The sequence below is a fragment of the Epilithonimonas sp. genome, assembly GCF_036780765.1.
GTDB lineage: Bacteria > Bacteroidota > Bacteroidia > Flavobacteriales > Weeksellaceae > Epilithonimonas.
The window spans coordinates 1-15,957 of the sequence record NZ_DAIQCG010000009.1 but is presented as its reverse complement, the minus strand read 5'-3'; the positions used below and the strand labels follow the sequence as shown (position 1 = coordinate 15,957).

The following is a 15,957-nucleotide window of genomic DNA, read 5'->3' as shown; positions in this document are numbered from 1 at the left end:
CTTGTATTTAATTTTGAAGTTCCTCAGAATTTGACTACTTTTGCAACCTAAAAATTTCAATTAATGAACGTTACAGCTAAAAACCACGATGAGGTAAGTGCATTACTTACAGTGACATTGGAGAAAGCAGATTATAAGGACAAAGTAGAAAAGCAATTGATCAACTATGCAAAAAATGCACAGGTTCCTGGATTCAGAAAAGGAAAAGTGCCATTGAGTATGGTTAGAAAACAATATGAAGCAGGTATTGCTTTCGAAGAAATCAACAAGCAGGTTTCTGAAGCGTTGAACGGTTATGTAAACGAAAACAAACTAAGATTAGTTGGACAGCCAGTTCCTCAGCCAGTTAACGATTTCAATCACAATGCTGAGTCTTTGTCTGTAGCTTTTGAAGTTGGATATGAGCCAGAATTTACAGTTGATTTGACTAAATATGAAGCGCCTCACTACAAAGTAGAAGCTTCTGACAAAGAAATCTCTACAAGTGTAGAAAATATGCAAAAACGTTTTGCAGAAAGAGTTGCTGAAGAAAAAATCGGTAAAGATTCTTACGTAGCTTTAGAAATTGCTCAAGTTGTAGAAGCTGATGCAGAAGGTGAGCACCACCACGCTCCAAAAAATGTAACTGTTTCTAAAGAGCAGAAAGAAGCTTACGATTTGGTTAAGAAATTGAAGAAAGATGATTCTGTAAAAGTTTCTAAAGAAGAACTTGTTTCTAAAGAAGAATTGGCAAAACAATTAGGTTTCTCTAAAGAAGAAGCAGAACACCTTCACCACAACGAGGTTGAAGTAACTGTAAAAGATATCTACGGATTGAACTTGGCAGAACTTAACCAAGAATTGTTTGATAAAGTTTATGGAAAAGACGTTATCACGACTGAAGAAGAATTGAAAGCGAGAGTGAAAACTGAATTGGATGAGTATTTCCAACAAAATGCTGATGTTCATTTCGTAAACAAAATTTTAGAACAAGTAAACGAGAAAGAAGAAATCAAATTACCTGAGGCATTCTTAATCAAATGGTTGTTGTTCTCTAACCAGAATATCACTTCTGAGGAGCAAGCAAAAGAAATCCTTGAGAACGAGAAAAACATTATCAAAGGTCAAATCCTTGAAGGAAAATTGATGAACGATAACGAAATCAATTTGGATTATGCAGAAGTTCTTGGACAAGCTGAGCAATTGGTAAGAAACCAATTAGCAATCTACGGAATCCACCATTTAGGAGATGACGAGGTTCAAAAATATGCAGCGGAAATGTTGAAAGATGAGAACCAAGTAAGACAAATCTCTTCTGAAGTTGCTATGGCGAAGTTGAAAGATGTGATCTTGGAGAAATCTAAGAAAAACGAAACTGCAATCTCTCACGATGAGTTTCTTGAAGTATTGAAGAAATAATTCTCTTTTAAAGATAAATACAAACGCCCGTTTCTTTTGATTTGGGCGTTTTTTATTTAATGATTTCGAAGAAAATTAAGCTTCATAAAATTACATTAATTGAATCTTTGGAAACTTTGATCTTAATAAAATCTTTGCGTAAAATTTAATTGAAATAACTTTACTTCAATTTATAATGTCAGTCTGACTCTCTAAATTAAAAATTCAAAAACAATCTTGGATTGATAGGTTGATTATTTTTATGAACTTCATAATGAAGATGAGGTCCTGTGGAACGGCCTGTATTGCCAGATTTTGCAATGATTTGGTTCACTTTCACTCTATCATTGGTCTCGACCAAAAGTTCGGAAAGATGTCCATACAAAGTCACCAAACCGTTGCCGTGTTCTATCATTACACAATTTCCGTAACCGCCTCGTAAGCCTGAGAAAATCACTTTTCCAGCCGCAGCCGCTTTTACAGGACTTCCGTAAGCCACAGCGACATCTAATCCTTTGTGAAACTGCATTTGGTCTTTTTCTGCCGGTGCATTGCTAGATGCATTTTTATCTTCTTTTACAATGGCTTGTCTTTTTACAATATTTCCCAGACTGTCTTTTTCTTCAGCAATATTAGAATTATTGGCGACTTCGGTAGACTTTGGCGGAATAGGATTTTTTCTAATTCCAAAATTAGAAGAGATATAACCATCTGCAGGAACTCCCAACGGAACTTGTTGTAATCTCTGTTCAAGGTCAACCAGATATTGGCTGTATCGGTTACTGACTTTAGCCAGATAAACTTCATTCTCCAGACTATCTTTTGCTAATTTCTCTATTCTAAGGTCAGAAACATTTTTAGATTTAAGAAATCCGTCGATGCTTCGGATACTTTGGTCAACCATTGCAAGGTCGGTTTTTAGTTGAAGATGGTCGACGCTGTCTTTCTCATTATTGATTTTTACAATATTGACCTCATAGACTTTGTCATCTTTATCATTGTAAAATTTTCCGATAACTAGGCCTTCTATGAAACAAATCAGCAACAAGATTATAAGGACAATGTTTGTTTTCTTTTTCGATTTTAGAAATTGGACCATTAATTGATTTTTAAAATGGATTGCAAAAGTAAGAAATTTTTATTTTTTCTAATGTTAATCAACGTTAACGATAGATTTGTCATTAATAAAAGTTAATTACTCTTAAATAATTGTTAAAGGAGGATTAGATTTATGTAGATTCATAAATAACCTTAGATTTGTAGCAATGAAAAAGAAGACAAAGAATGACTAAGAAATTAACTAAATCATCTAAAAATGTGCGAGTTGGCGTTTTAGGAAGTGGAAGTTTTGCGACAGCAATCGTGAAAATGCTTCTTGAGAATTGTAAAACCGTCAACTGGTGCGTTCGTAACGAGTTTGTGAAAGGCGCAATAGAACAGCGCGGACACAATCCAACTTATTTGACAACGGTTTCTTTCAACCTGAAAAAACTGCAGATTACGACAGATATCAACGAGTTGGTTTCTAATTCTGATGTGATTATTTTGGCAGTTCCTTCCATTTATTTGGCAGAATCTATGGAGAAACTGACTTGCGATTATCAGGATAAATTATTCTGTTCTGCTATCAAAGGGATTGTTCCAAAACATAATGATATTGTTGCTCATTATTTGAAGGATAATTTCAAAATTGGATTCAAAAATCAAGCTGTTATTGCCGGTCCTTGTCACGCAGAAGAGGTAGCGATGGAACGTTTGTCTTATCTTACAGTTGCTGTAGCGCAGAAAGAAGATTCTGAAGTTTTACAAGAGATTTTGTCTTCCTGTTATATCAAAGTCAATACAAGTTGCGATATTCTTGGGAACGAGTATTCTGCCATTTTAAAAAATATATATGCGATAGGTGCTGGGATTGCGAGCGGTTTAGGTTATGGAGATAACTTCATTGCGGTTTATGTTTCCAATGCGATTCGTGAAATGGAAACTTTCCTAGAAGCAATTTATCCAGAGCCAAGAGACGTGAATGACAGTGCTTATCTCGGAGATTTAATTGTAACGGCTTATTCATTATTCTCAAGAAATAGAAATTTGGGAAATTTGATTGGGAAAGGTTATACAGTAAAGTCTGCGATTCAGTCGATGAGTATGGTGGCAGAAGGTTATTATGCAACAAAAGGAATCTACGCGATTTGTGAAGAGAAAAAACTAAAGTTGCCAATTATCAATGCGGTTTACGACATTCTTTATGAAGGGAAAAATGCTGAAAAACAATTCGCGAAACTGACAGATAAATTAACGTAACTAATTGTTAATTAACAAAAAATTACCATTTTCTATAGTTTGATTGGAATAGAATTTGCGAAATTAGATTCGTTAAAATAAAACAAACACAAAAATAAAAATGAAATATTCAAAATTTAAATTGGCTCAAGAAGCTATCAAACACAAAGGATTTTTGCAAAAGATTCCGTCTGTTTTCAGGATGATAAAATTGTATTACAAAGGAGAATACAAAATGAAATTTACAGATATTCTTTTGCCAGCTTTAGCGTTACTTTATGTGATTTCACCAATAGACTTTATTCCGGATTTTGTTCCTGTAATTGGTGCTTTGGATGATTTGGCAATCTTAGCTTTAGCAATTCCGTTATTGATGAAAGAAGTTGATAAATTTTTACTTTGGGAAAGTCAAAAGAATAATCCTAATACAAAAATCATCGACGCAGAAATTGTTGAGTAATAAAATACTTAGAATTAAAAAATCCCAATTCAAAACTGAGTCGGGATTTTTATTTTTTTAAACGCTGATAACTTCTTGTATCTCCGGCGCAAATTGCTTAATGGTGTTTTCCACACCTAGTTTCATCGTAGAACTGCTGATGCCACAGCTAGAGCAGTTTCCTAGCAGTTTCACATAGACTTTGTCTTCCTGCACATCTACTAACTCAATATCGCCTCCATCTTTTTGCAAAAACGGACGGATGCTGTCCAAAGCGTCCATCACTTTGGTTACAAGTTCTTCTTGAATTTGATTAATATTATTCATTTTATTATTTTTTCTTAGGCGAGCAACCTGCCATTGTTGTGATTTTCACAGCTTCTGTAGCAGGCAGATTTTTGTTTCTTTCCACAAGACTCTCAACCATATTCTGAGCAGTTTTGGTATAGATGTCCGATATTTTAGAATTTTCCTGCAAAGCTGCCGGTCTTCCTACATCTCCTGCTTCTCTGATGCTTTGAATCAAAGGAATTTCTCCCAAAACCGGAATCCCCAAATCTTCTGCCATAAACTGAGCGCCTTGTTTTCCAAAGATATAATATTTATTCTCAGGTAATTCCTCTGGCGTAAAATAAGCCATATTTTCTATCAATCCCAAAACAGGAATGTTGATGCTTTCCATATTGAACATTGCGATTCCCTTTCTCACATCGGCCAAAGCAACGTGTTGAGGCGTACTCACAATCACAGCTCCTGTTACCGGAACTTCCTGAATAATTGACAAATGAATATCACCAGTTCCCGGAGGAAGGTCAATCAAAAGGAAATCCAATTCGCCCCAATCTGCATCACGAATCATCTGATTCAATGCTTTGGAAGCCATTGGGCCTCTCCAAACTACTGCTTGGTTAGCACCGGAAAAATATCCGATTGATAACATTTTTACACCGTAATTCTCGATTGGTTTCATCAGATTTCTGCCGTTCACTTCTACAGAAATTGGTTTTTGGCCTTCTGTATCAAGCATTGTAGGAACAGACGGACCGTAGATATCTGCATCCAATAATCCGACTCTGAAACCCATTTTTGCCAACGTCACCGCAAGATTTGCAGAAACAGTAGATTTTCCAACACCACCTTTTCCGGAAGCGATTGCAATGATATTCTGAATTCCCGGAATTTGTTTTCCTTTGATTTCGTTGGTTGCAGGTGTTGCAGGCAATTCAGGAGAAGTGATTTTTAATTTCAAATTGATATGTTCCCCGAATTCTGAAGCAAAAGCTTGCTTCATAGCAACTTCCAACTTCTTTTTCTCGTGCATAGCAGGCGAGTGAGCAGTCATATCGATATATACATCATCGCCCATCACTTGGAAATTACTTACCAGGTCCTCCACTTCTATCTCTTTCAGAAAATCCTGAACTTTTGATTTCGTCAGCATAAAATTTATTATTCTTTAAGTGGCTACAAAATTACGGATTTTAAAATTAATTTAGAATTAATTGAATTTATGATTTTGTCTATGCTGATGATTTTTGGCAGGTTAAGTTGAGTAGGAGTGTTTGAGAGAAATAAAGATTTAAGGTTAAGTTAAAAACTATCCAACTCATTTTAGGAGCCGGGAACCTGCTGTCCACTATATCTTTTTTGTCATTGCGAACGACGTGAAGCAATCTTTAGTAACTTTCCCCGCAATGACAAAAAAGGATGCCGTTCCCATCAGGGCTAAGGGGTTTTGTCTTTGGATCCAGTTTTGGCAACGAAATATAATTTTGTCATTCTGAAAGAATCTCAAAAGTTTAGATTCCTCCAGAATAACAAAATCGTGTTTTTTAATTGTACAATAAATATCTAGCTCTCCAACTGCCCTTCCCATTTACTCACAGCAGAAGTCGCCAACGCGTTCCCAAGAACATTCGTCATACTTCTTCCCATATCACAGAAATGGTCAATTGGTAATATCAAAGCAATCCCTTCAACTGGAATATCGAACATTCCGCAAGCTGCTACTATGATTACTAAACTTGCTCTTGGTACACCAGCGATTCCTTTGCTCGTCAACATCAGAACCAAAAGCATTATGATTTGTTGTCCCAAAGGCATATCAATTCCATAAATCTGTGCAATGAAAATCGAGGCAAAAGTCATATACATCATACTTCCGTCCAAATTGAAAGAATACCCCAATGGCAAAATGAAAGAAACAATTCTATTATTACATCCGAATCTTTCCAATTCTTCTACCAACTTAGGGAAAACTGCTTCGGAACTTGTAGTGGAAAATGCAATTAACAATGGTTCTTTGATTCTTCTCAATAACTCGAAAAGACGATTGCCGAGAATCATATAACCCACTAACAAAAGTACAACCCACAGAACCCCAAGCGCAAAAAAGAAATCGCGAAGATAAATCGCATAAACTTTGAAAATTGTAAATCCATTGGTGGCAACCACCGCAGATATCGCTCCGAAAACACCCAAAGGTGCTACCCACATAATGTAACCCACCATTTTCAAAATAGCGTGAGCAATAATATCCAATCCTTTGATGACAGGTTTTGTATATTCTTCGCCCATTGCGGACAAAGCAATCCCGAACATTACAGAGAATATCACGATTTGGAGTACTTCATTGGTCGCAAATGCTTCGAATAAACTTTTTGGAATGATGTGTTTTACGAAATCTTCCATTGTAAAACCTTTACTGTTGCTTACAATTTCGGAAGCGGAAGCTGCGTCCTGGATTGGCAATTTGGTAACGTGACCAGGCTCCAGCCAATTCACCAAAACCAAGCCGATTAACAAAGAAACCAAAGAAGCAGATATGAACCAAAGCATCGCTTTTGTCCCCACACGACCTACCATTTTGATGTCGCCCATTTTTGCAATCCCAACCACTAAAGTAGAAAAAACCAAAGGCGCAATAATCATCTGAATCAATCGGATAAAAACTGTTCCCAGTAACTTAATGTTCTTTGCGAATTCTTCCTTAGAATCAGGATAAGTTGTGTGGATAATGCCTCCTAAAACAACACCCAAAATCAATGCGAAAATAATCGCGAAAAACAGTTTATTCTGACCTTTCATATCTAACTTTTATTTGTTTATCACTCATACAGAACTTCGGTAAAGCAAATTCTTGACTGGTTATATCAATTGTAATTGAACAAAACTAATATTTTTGAGAGAATAACCACTAATATTTTAAATTAATATTAAGACAATTAAGCAAAAACAGCCGATTCTCATCAATAAAAATAAAATAGCATTCACGCACAGTTCAAATTAGAATTCGTTCTTTGTATAAATCTGATTGTGAATGAAATCGCTACAAAAATCAATATGAAAAGAGATGTAGATATCGTCATTATTTCTGATGTGCATCTTGGAACTTACGGTTGCAAGGCGAAAGAGCTGTTGAGATATCTACATTCTATCCGTCCCAAAACTTTGATTTTGAATGGCGATATAATTGACATCTGGCAGTTCAAGAAATCTTATTTTCCAAAGTCTCATTTGAAGGTTATCAAAAAGTTAATATCATTCGCGACTAAAGAATCTGAGGTTTTTTACATCACTGGAAATCACGATGAAGCGTTCAGGAATTTCACAGATTTCGAATTAGGAAAACTGAAGCTTTGTAATAAACATGTTCTGAAATTGGGTGATAAAAAAGCCTGGATTTTTCATGGTGATGTTTTTGATGCATCAGTTCAGCACTCTAAATGGATTGCAAAATTGGGTGGGAAAGGTTACGATTTGCTGATTGCGATTAATAATTTGGTGAATTGGTTTCTTGAGAAAATTGGTAGAGAGAAATATTCTTTCTCCAAAAAGATTAAGAATAATGTCAAAAAAGCTGTGAAATATATCGGCGATTTTGAACTGACAGCTTCTGAGTTGGCGATTGAAAATGACTTTGATTATGTGATTTGCGGACATATTCATCAACCTCAAATCCGAGAAGTAGTTGGGAAAAAGGGAAGATGTACGTATCTGAATTCCGGAGATTGGGTAGAAAATCTTTCTGCTCTTGAATATAACGAAGGCGACTGGAAACTTTTTGTTTATGAGGATGAGAAACATAATTTAATCGATGAAGAACCAGAAGAAATGAAGGAGATTGACAGTGTGGAACTGATGAAAATCGTGACTCAGATTGTATAGAGTATTCTAGAACATCAGACTGAAATCGATGAAAAAATTAACATTTCAAGAGGTCATATTGTGGCTCTCGCAATGTTCAGTATTAAAATTAAAACACAAATTTTTAAATATCAAAATTCTATGAAAATATTATACGCCTTCCAAGGAACAGGAAACGGACACCTTGCCAGAGCTCAGGAAATCATCCCGATTTTGAAGAAACACGCATTGGTAGATACGTTAATCAGTGGACATCAAACACAGTTGAAGTCTGATTTTGATATCGATTTTCGCTTCAAGGGTGTGTCTTTGCTTTATAACAAAACGGGTGGATTGTCCTACAGAAAAACTTTTCTTGAGAATAACTTCTGCAGAGCCGCAAAGGTAATCAAGGATTTGGATTTATCTGCGTATGATTTGATTATCAATGATTTTGAACCGTTGACAGGTTGGGTGGCGAAATTGAGAAATCTTCCAATTATAGAGTTGAGCCATCAGGCTTCTTTAACTTTCAAGGAAACACCGAAACCAGAGAAAAAAGATTGGTTCGGAGATTTTATTCTGAAACATTATGTGCCTTGTGAGAAGAAAATTGGATTCCATTTTGAGAATTATAACTCTCATATCAAAAAGCCAGTCATCAGACAAAAAATCAGAAAACTGAATCCTGAAAATAAAGGTCATTATTTAGTTTATCTACCAAGCTTTTCTGATGAAGTCATCACAAATTTCCTGACAAGAATTGATGTTCAGTGGAAGGTTTTTTCCAAATATGCTAAACAACATCAGAAATTCAACAATGTTGAGGTTTTTCCAATTGATGAAACAAAATACTTGGAGTTGTTTGAAACTTGTGAAGGCATCCTTTGTAATGCAGGTTTCGAAACGCCTGCTGAAGCGTTGTTTATGCAAAAGAAGTTATTCGTTATCCCAATAGAAAATCAATATGAGCAGGAGTGTAATGCGTTTGCGCTGGACAGATTAGGTGTTGCGAATTCGGATAAATTAGACCCAATCAAAATCCGTGAATGGATTAATTCTGACCAAATGATAAAGGTGGATTATCCAGATAATATCGAAAGTATCATTACTAAAGAGGTTTTGTATTAATTAGCTTTTATTCTCTCCAAATTTATTCAGATTCATTATTAACGATAGCATGAAGTAACGCTTCAAAACGAGTTCTTCTCTGTCCTCGATGTAATTGTCACCGATATTTCTGATGGCATTTTGACGTTGATTCAGAACATCGTTGATGTTGAATCGCAGCGTCATCTGTTTTTTGTAGAATTTGTAATTCACACTGGCGTTCCAAAAATAGGAAGTTCTGTTGAAGCCTGCAGAAATGTTATTGTTTTTGGTCACATTAATATCATTACTGAAAAAGAGATTGGATTTCAAAAAGTAATTCACCATTCCGATAGTGTAATTCTGTTGAGCTGCATACGTTTTATCAACCCGATAATTGGTGTAATTGGAGAAATTATAATTGAGATTGGCAGAGCCTGTCAGGTCCAGAATATCTCTTAGATTGAGTTTGGCAGTCATCTTAGGTGTAATATTGTAAACGGTGTTGGTATATTGGGCACCATCTACAAAACTTTTTCTCTGTGTGTAACTTGTCAGAAATGATGGCGAAATCCGGAATTCATTTTTTTTCCATTTGCACGTTTTTGTAAAACGGCTATCCCAACTCAGCGTTTTGTTTCCGCTAATGTAAAAACCCCTGAAAAATCAGAGGTTTCAAAATTTTGTTAAGTTTTGAAATTACGCTTTCAAATATCTTGCGTAAGCATAACCTTCTTCTCCGTCAGCAGTTTTGATTTTCCACCAGTCGTCAGAAGATTGCTCAACCAAAGTTACAACTTCACCTTTAGCCGCTTTTCCAACAATCGAAGCTTCAGTTGAAGGCTCTTGTCTAATGTTAAGGTTAGATTCGTCTGTTGCAACAGTTAAAGAAGCACCAGCTGCCAATCCGGAAACCTGAACATCAATATTGATATCAGTTGCCGTATAAGAAGGGTCAATTGCACCTAAAGCATTCCAAACAGAATCTTTAGAAGCGCTATTTGTTGCTTTTCCAGTGATATAAAGAACACCGTCTTGCTCCTGAACAGAAAGGTCAGAAAGTCCTGCTGACTGAGCTGCAGAAACTACACTTGCATATTTGTCTTGTAAACTCATTTGCGATTATTTTACAGTGATTTTGTTATCGTATTTACCAATCTTAAGCGCATCTACAGACTCTTTTACTTTTCTTGCATTCGCAGAAGTTGTAGAACCAGTCAATGTCAATGTGCCTGCAACATCTTCAGCTTTTACGCCTGGGATATCTTTAAGAGCATCATTTACTTTTTGTAAAACGGCCGCGTCCACAGTGTTTACTTCGACAGGCGCTGCCACAGGAGCAACAGTTGCCATATCGTGAACGTCTTTCACGCCTTGTACTTTTTTAAGCGCTTCGATTGCTGCTTGTTTGTCAGCTTCGGTTGCGAAAACTCCACTTAGGTGAGCTTGTCCTTCTTTCACTTCCACAGTAGTTCCAGGATAAGCTGTGATTACTGTAGTTGCTTGTGAAGTCAGTTCCGCATCAGAAACTTTTTTCTTACAAGAAACAGCTGTCATTGAAACCATCAAGGCAAGAGCAGCAATTTTGATTGTTTTTCTCATAGTGTAAAAATTATTTTTAATTGTGTTTTAATTATTATTAAATCTTGTGCCAAAACAAAATGTATCGACTTTGGCTGTGTTTAAATTTTAACCTTTCGATTTAAGTAAAATTAAAAACTTTTTTGATGCGACAATGAGAATTTAAATAAAATTAACAGAGATTTATATATATAGAAAGCTGTATTCTCACTTTCCCGAATAAAAATAAATGCGGAGAATGTTAAAAATATGTCGGTTTTTGAAAAATCAATAAGAATATTGATGTAATAATTAGATAATGATAAGTTATTTTAGAAAAGATTATTTATTCAGTTCCAAATAATTTTCCATTAAAGGTGTGAGTGCAACAATCACAGTATGGTTTCATATCTTTTGCTTGAAGTTTTGGATTTGTTAATTGTAGAATACCAATATTATCAACATATAAGCCAGAAAAATAAGAAGATTCACCAACTCGAATAAAATCTTTTTTGTCTTGTTCGGTTAACGCAACTTGCCAAAATATCGGCTCACTTTTATCTAATCTTGATTTTGCTTCACTAAAAACTTTGTCCCAATCAGAACCAACTTTTGATAATAGAAATCTATAAAGTGGGGTATAATCTAAACCGCGTTCTTTTTTACCAGACATTTTTCCTTTAATTAATTCTAAGGTTTCTTTTTTATGTCTTGCATCTTTAAAATCTCCACCAAAATTGTGATGAACATTAAAAGTGGTAGTATTAACTTTTCTAAATAATTTAGATTTCTCTTTATTCATAACTATTTTATCCTCAAAAACTCCTTCGCCAACTCAATCATTTTTGGATCGCCGGTGTATTTCCCTTTTTCGTCAGACAATTTAACGGTCGGAATCCATTCATTATTAATGCCTTTTACACTGATGAGTTTCATTACGATATTCATTGGTTTAAGGCCTACATCATTTGTTAAATTAGTTCCAATTCCGAAAGAAATTCCGATTCTTCCTCTGCAATAATTGGTGATTTCTTCCACTTTTTCAAGATTCAAGCCGTCTGAGAAAATAATGTATTTGAATAACGGATTGATACCGTGTTTTTGATAATGCGAAATGGTTTTGTCTGCAAACTCCAATGGGTCGCCGCTGTCGTGACGTACCCCATCAAACAACTTTGCAAACTTTTTATCAAATTGCTGAAAGAAAACTTCCGTGGTATAAGTGTCAGAAAGTGCCACTCCCAAATCACCTCGGTAAACATTTACCCAATTTTCCAATGCGATAGAATTCGCCATTTTGAAACCAAATTCCGCGGCGTGAAACATAAACCATTCGTGAGCGTGCGTCCCGATTGGTTTTACATTGTAAAGCATTGCGAGATGAACATTCGAAGTTCCAGTAAAAGTCGATTTTTTATCCTGAATCAAAGCATCCATCACCAATCTGTGAACTTTGTAAGAGTGTCTTCTTCGCGTTCCAAATTCTGCAAACGGAACACCTAGTTCTGTCAAATGGATGGCTTTTTCTACAGTCTTATTAATGACTTCTTCGTTGGTTTGTCGCTCCATATGATTCATCTCGTAATGAAGTTCGCTAATGAGAGCAAGAAGTGGAACTTCCCAAAGAATAGTTCTATACCAAAGACCTTCAACCGAAACTTTTAGTTCATTTCCGTTTTGTTCAATCTTCACTTCAGAAGGGTCGTAATGAAAACCTTCCAAAAAATCGAGATAGGGTAGAGCCAGATAAGGACAAGTAACTTTCAGATATTTTTTTTCGTCTTTAGTCAATTTCAATTCTGCCATTGCGTTGACAGACTTTCTGAGTTCTTCTGCAAAACCTTCCGGAAATTGATGTTTCCCACGGTTGATGAATTCGTATTTTACAATCTCGTTCGTGAATAATTTCACGACTGCATTTTGCATTGTGATTTTATAGAAATCGTTGTCCAAAATAGAATTGAGCCTTACCTCGCGCATAAAAATATCATTTACACAAATCTAAGGAATTTTGTTGAGGAGAATTTTATAATCATTGATTTTAATCATTAATACCATCTACTTTTTACATTGTGAAATTTACATTTCTTACTTTTGTCAAAATTTTTTGAAATGATAAAAGCGCTGATGTATTTCGTAGTTGGAACCTTGATTAGTTTTTTCTTGAGACGTTTTACAGGAGAATCTGCAGATTTCTGGGTAGAACTTTATGTGGCTTCCGCTTTTGGTATTGGTTGGGGTTTAGCTTATTTTGTTGACCATCCGGAATGGCCGTTACCTAAGAAAATGGGGATTTCCTTTATTGGTATTATTGTTTTGGTTGCTGTGGGTTTAATCTTTTTTAATTTCGAAACTGCTTTGCCATCCATCATCAAGTTCTCCACTGTTTTCGTAGCTTATTATATGATTGCTAGTTTCCGAGAAAGTAAATCGTTGAGGTATTGATTTTAGAGATATAATATAAAAGCCGGATTTCGAAAGAAGTCCGGCTTTTTATTTTTAATGAATCATCAGGAAGCTTACTACGCCTAAGCCCGCAACCAAAAACATAAAGGCAAAGAAATTAAACATAAACAAAATACTTCCAATGATAAAACTGATAACGCCGTGTGTTCGATAAACTTTATAATGGGCTATGAAAAAGTAAATCATACTGTAGAAGAGCAGAACATTCATCAACAGATAAATAAAGATGTTGACAGTATTATTTAAAACAGTAGTCAATTTATATAGCATCGAGAATATCAGAATGGTTAATAACAGAAAACTGAAATAATGCAGTGTGAAAATGCCATGGTCAAAATACCACCACTTTCTCTGGTTATGGAAAATCCAAAGAAAAAATGCAAAAACCGGAAGATAAATGAACAAGGCTTTGGGAAGGTTGTGAAAGGAAACTTCTCCCAGTTTCTTTAATATTTCCCGTTTTGTAACGCCATTCTCTTTTAATTCAAAAAGTTTATGCGCAAAGGGAACATTTATAAAATCCCAAGATGATGGATTTTTAGCTTTGGCAGAATCAAAAGATTTTCTTGTTGAATATCCATTGAAGTTTAAACTCTTATCTAAACGGGTGTCCAAATTTAACTTGTCTGTAAGTTTTTTGTCACTTACAATTTCCTTAATTTCTTTGTTGATTTTCTCGATTTTGAGGCTGTCCTTTTTGGTGTGTTCGTTTTTAGTTTTTATGACTTCCAGTTCTTTCTCTAATATAGGAACTGCTTTCTGTTGTGCTTTTTGGATTTGCTCTAATCTGCTTTTGTCATGTTTTGAGCTCATTTCATAAGGCGGAAAGACTGCAAACAGAAAAAATGTAATGAAGCTGACGAAAATATAAAGCTTAACTGGCGGTACGAATTTTTGTCTTTTGCCTTCCAGGTAGGTATTGGTTAATTTGCCCGGTTTGAAGAATAGATTTTTCAAAGTACCCCAGAATTGTCCATCGTAATGGGTAAAATCTTCTACAAAATGAGTGAAAAGATAATGAAAAGGTTGCCTTCTTTCAATATTTTGTTGTCCGCAATGTGGGCAATAATGTTCCTCAACAATATGTCCGCAGTTTAGGCAGTCTTTTTCTTCTCTCAGTTTTCCGTGGCTCATTTTATAGAATTTTTCTCAAAAATATAAAAAAGCAACATCATATTATAAGTCTGGTGTTAATTAATTTTTAAAATCCATACCGATATTTAATTTAATAACTCCTTAATAATTAGAAAATTAAAATATTTCTTTGGGGAAAGTTTTTCATCCAAGAAAATTTTGCTACCTTTGCACACCCGTAAGGGAAAATTATGTTTAATCGTAAACGATAAATTGTGAATACATTAAGTTACAAAACAGTATCGGCAAACAAGGCTACAGCAAATAAAGAATGGGTTGTTGTAGACGCTGCTGAGCAACCGTTGGGAAGACTAGCTTCTACCGTTGCAAAGATTTTGAGAGGTAAGCACAAAACGAATTACACGCCACACGTAGATTGTGGAGACAACGTAATCGTTTTGAACGCTGGGAAAGTTACACTTTCCGGAAACAAGTGGGCAGACAAAACTTACATTTGGCACACTGGATATCCAGGTGGTCAGAAGTCTATGACTGCTGAGGAGCTTAAGAAAAAAGATGCTCTTAAAGTATTAGAAAAATCTGTAAAAGGGATGCTTCCTAAAAACAGATTAGGTTCGGCTTTATTCAAAAACCTTTATTTATATGAAGGAACAGAGCACAAACACGAAGCTCAACAGCCCAAAGTAATCAATGTTAACGAATTCAAATAATTAATATGTCTACAGTACACAAAATCGGAAGAAGAAAAACTTCTGTTGCAAGAGTTTATGTGAAGCCAGGAACTGGTAACATCACTATAAACGGTAAAGATGCTAAAACTTATTTCTGTACGGATGTTTTAGTTTATAAAGTGAATCAGCCATTTTTATTGACAGAAACTTTGGGTCAGTATGACTTAACTGTTAATGTTTTTGGAGGAGGTATTACTGGTCAGGCAGAAGCTATTAGACTAGGAGTTTCTAGAGCATTGTGTGAAATTAACGAAGAATTCAGATTACTTCTTAAGCCACACGGATTGTTGACTAGAGATGCAAGAATGGTAGAGAGAAAGAAACCAGGTCAGAAAAAAGCGAGAAAGAGATTCCAATTCTCAAAACGTTAATTTTTCAGATTCAGGATGTCAGATACAAGATGCAAGACTATGTGTTTTCTTCTTGGTTCTCGATTCTTGGCTCTATTATCTAAACAAAATATTGCCCGTTACGTTTAGCATCCAAACTTTACTCCCATCTAAAGTAAAGTTGATTGCAGAAAAGCGGAAAGTAAACTAACAAAAAACAAGAAAACATGGCAAAAGCAAATGTAAAAGACCTTTTAGAGGCTGGCGTACACTTCGGTCACATGACTAGAAAGTGGAATCCAAATATGGCTCCATACATTTTCATGGAGAAAAACGGTATTCACATCGTAGATTTACATAAAACAGCTGTTAAGTTGGACGAGGCTTGTACAGCTTTGGAAAAATTAACTTCTGCAGGTAAAAAAGTTCTTTTCGTAGCTACTAAAAAGCAAGCGAAAGAAGTAGT

Annotated in this window: 19 protein-coding genes; 9 read left to right on the top strand and 10 right to left on the bottom strand. The window is 35.3% G+C overall.

The genetic code is table 11. The features are described 5' to 3' along the window. Positions 1 to 63: 63 nt before the first annotated feature. Positions 64 to 1,398: a trigger factor gene (locus V7P73_RS12370; RefSeq protein ID WP_333854134.1), complete on the top strand. Its 1,335-nt coding sequence runs from the start codon at positions 64 to 66 to the stop codon at positions 1,396 to 1,398. 196 nt (positions 1,399 to 1,594) lie between these two features. Here V7P73_RS12370 and V7P73_RS12365 read toward each other — a convergent pair whose 3' ends face one another. After that, positions 1,595 to 2,476, bottom strand: coding sequence for a M23 family metallopeptidase (locus V7P73_RS12365; protein WP_333854133.1), 882 nt, complete (start codon positions 2,474 to 2,476; stop codon positions 1,595 to 1,597). A gap of 185 nt (positions 2,477 to 2,661) precedes the next feature. Between V7P73_RS12365 and V7P73_RS12360 the strand changes: the two genes are divergently transcribed. Both V7P73_RS12360 and V7P73_RS12355 read left to right on the top strand, forming a co-directional pair. Further along, positions 2,662 to 3,678 carry an NAD(P)H-dependent glycerol-3-phosphate dehydrogenase gene (locus V7P73_RS12360; RefSeq protein ID WP_333854132.1) on the top strand — a complete coding sequence of 339 codons (1,017 nt, stop codon included), beginning with the start codon at positions 2,662 to 2,664 and terminating at the stop codon, positions 3,676 to 3,678. A gap of 100 nt (positions 3,679 to 3,778) precedes the next feature. Next, complete coding sequence (locus V7P73_RS12355) at positions 3,779 to 4,117, top strand: YkvA family protein (protein WP_333854131.1); 339 nt, start codon at positions 3,779 to 3,781, stop codon at positions 4,115 to 4,117. A 57-nt stretch (positions 4,118 to 4,174) separates the two neighbouring features. Here V7P73_RS12355 and V7P73_RS12350 read toward each other — a convergent pair whose 3' ends face one another. The 3 genes from V7P73_RS12350 to V7P73_RS12340 form a co-directional block, all read right to left on the bottom strand. Beyond that, a complete protein-coding gene (locus tag V7P73_RS12350) occupies positions 4,175 to 4,423 on the bottom strand; it encodes a NifU family protein (protein WP_120213840.1) in 249 nt (82 codons plus the stop codon). 4 nt (positions 4,424 to 4,427) lie between these two features. After that, positions 4,428 to 5,537, bottom strand: coding sequence for an Mrp/NBP35 family ATP-binding protein (locus tag V7P73_RS12345; protein WP_333854129.1), 1,110 nt, complete (start codon positions 5,535 to 5,537; stop codon positions 4,428 to 4,430). 410 nt (positions 5,538 to 5,947) lie between these two features. Next, positions 5,948 to 7,183: a dicarboxylate/amino acid:cation symporter gene (locus tag V7P73_RS12340; RefSeq protein ID WP_333854127.1), complete on the bottom strand. Its 1,236-nt coding sequence runs from the start codon at positions 7,181 to 7,183 to the stop codon at positions 5,948 to 5,950. Between the two features lie 255 nt (positions 7,184 to 7,438). Here V7P73_RS12340 and V7P73_RS12335 point away from each other — a divergent pair, with 255 nt between their 5' ends. Together V7P73_RS12335 and V7P73_RS12330 are read left to right on the top strand one after the other, a co-directional pair. Continuing rightward, positions 7,439 to 8,263 carry a UDP-2,3-diacylglucosamine diphosphatase gene (locus V7P73_RS12335; protein ID WP_333854125.1) on the top strand — a complete coding sequence of 275 codons (825 nt, stop codon included), beginning with the start codon at positions 7,439 to 7,441 and terminating at the stop codon, positions 8,261 to 8,263. Between the two features lie 120 nt (positions 8,264 to 8,383). Next, entirely contained in the window at positions 8,384 to 9,352 is a 969-nt protein-coding gene (locus V7P73_RS12330) for a glycosyltransferase family protein (RefSeq protein WP_333854123.1), read from the top strand. On the opposite strand, the gene V7P73_RS12325 is transcribed toward V7P73_RS12330, so the two are convergent. The 5 genes from V7P73_RS12325 to pncB all read right to left on the bottom strand — a co-directional run bounded on the left by V7P73_RS12325 (position 9,353) and on the right by pncB (position 12,850). Beyond that, positions 9,353 to 9,802 (bottom strand): outer membrane beta-barrel protein, encoded by a 450-nt coding sequence (locus tag V7P73_RS12325; RefSeq protein WP_333854235.1) that lies wholly within the window; start codon positions 9,800 to 9,802, stop codon positions 9,353 to 9,355. It abuts the gene before it with no gap. Between the two features lie 207 nt (positions 9,803 to 10,009). Next, a complete protein-coding gene (locus V7P73_RS12320) occupies positions 10,010 to 10,426 on the bottom strand; it encodes an SH3 domain-containing protein (protein ID WP_312825482.1) in 417 nt (138 codons plus the stop codon). A 6-nt stretch (positions 10,427 to 10,432) separates the two neighbouring features. After that, positions 10,433 to 10,912 carry a BON domain-containing protein gene (locus tag V7P73_RS12315; RefSeq protein ID WP_312825481.1) on the bottom strand — a complete coding sequence of 160 codons (480 nt, stop codon included), beginning with the start codon at positions 10,910 to 10,912 and terminating at the stop codon, positions 10,433 to 10,435. Positions 10,913 to 11,216: 304 nt separating this feature from the next. After that, complete coding sequence (locus V7P73_RS12310; protein WP_333854119.1) at positions 11,217 to 11,672, bottom strand: hypothetical protein; 456 nt, start codon at positions 11,670 to 11,672, stop codon at positions 11,217 to 11,219. Between the two features lie 2 nt (positions 11,673 to 11,674). Continuing rightward, a complete protein-coding gene (gene pncB, locus V7P73_RS12305) occupies positions 11,675 to 12,850 on the bottom strand; it encodes a nicotinate phosphoribosyltransferase (protein ID WP_333854117.1) in 1,176 nt (391 codons plus the stop codon). A gap of 132 nt (positions 12,851 to 12,982) precedes the next feature. On the opposite strand from pncB, the gene V7P73_RS12300 reads away from it, so the two are divergent. Next, positions 12,983 to 13,315, top strand: coding sequence for a hypothetical protein (locus V7P73_RS12300; protein WP_333854115.1), 333 nt, complete (start codon positions 12,983 to 12,985; stop codon positions 13,313 to 13,315). A 54-nt stretch (positions 13,316 to 13,369) separates the two neighbouring features. Here V7P73_RS12300 and V7P73_RS12295 read toward each other — a convergent pair whose 3' ends face one another. Continuing rightward, positions 13,370 to 14,470: a DUF3667 domain-containing protein gene (locus tag V7P73_RS12295; protein ID WP_333854113.1), complete on the bottom strand. Its 1,101-nt coding sequence runs from the start codon at positions 14,468 to 14,470 to the stop codon at positions 13,370 to 13,372. 215 nt (positions 14,471 to 14,685) lie between these two features. Here V7P73_RS12295 and rplM point away from each other — a divergent pair, with 215 nt between their 5' ends. The 3 genes from rplM to rpsB form a co-directional block, all read left to right on the top strand. Next, positions 14,686 to 15,141, top strand: coding sequence for a 50S ribosomal protein L13 (gene rplM, locus V7P73_RS12290; RefSeq protein ID WP_074236969.1), 456 nt, complete (start codon positions 14,686 to 14,688; stop codon positions 15,139 to 15,141). Positions 15,142 to 15,146: 5 nt separating this feature from the next. After that, positions 15,147 to 15,533: a 30S ribosomal protein S9 gene (gene rpsI / locus V7P73_RS12285; RefSeq protein WP_074236968.1), complete on the top strand. Its 387-nt coding sequence runs from the start codon at positions 15,147 to 15,149 to the stop codon at positions 15,531 to 15,533. A 185-nt stretch (positions 15,534 to 15,718) separates the two neighbouring features. After that, a partial coding sequence (gene rpsB / locus V7P73_RS12280) for a 30S ribosomal protein S2 (protein WP_333854109.1) occupies positions 15,719 to 15,957 on the top strand: 239 nt, incomplete at its 3' end.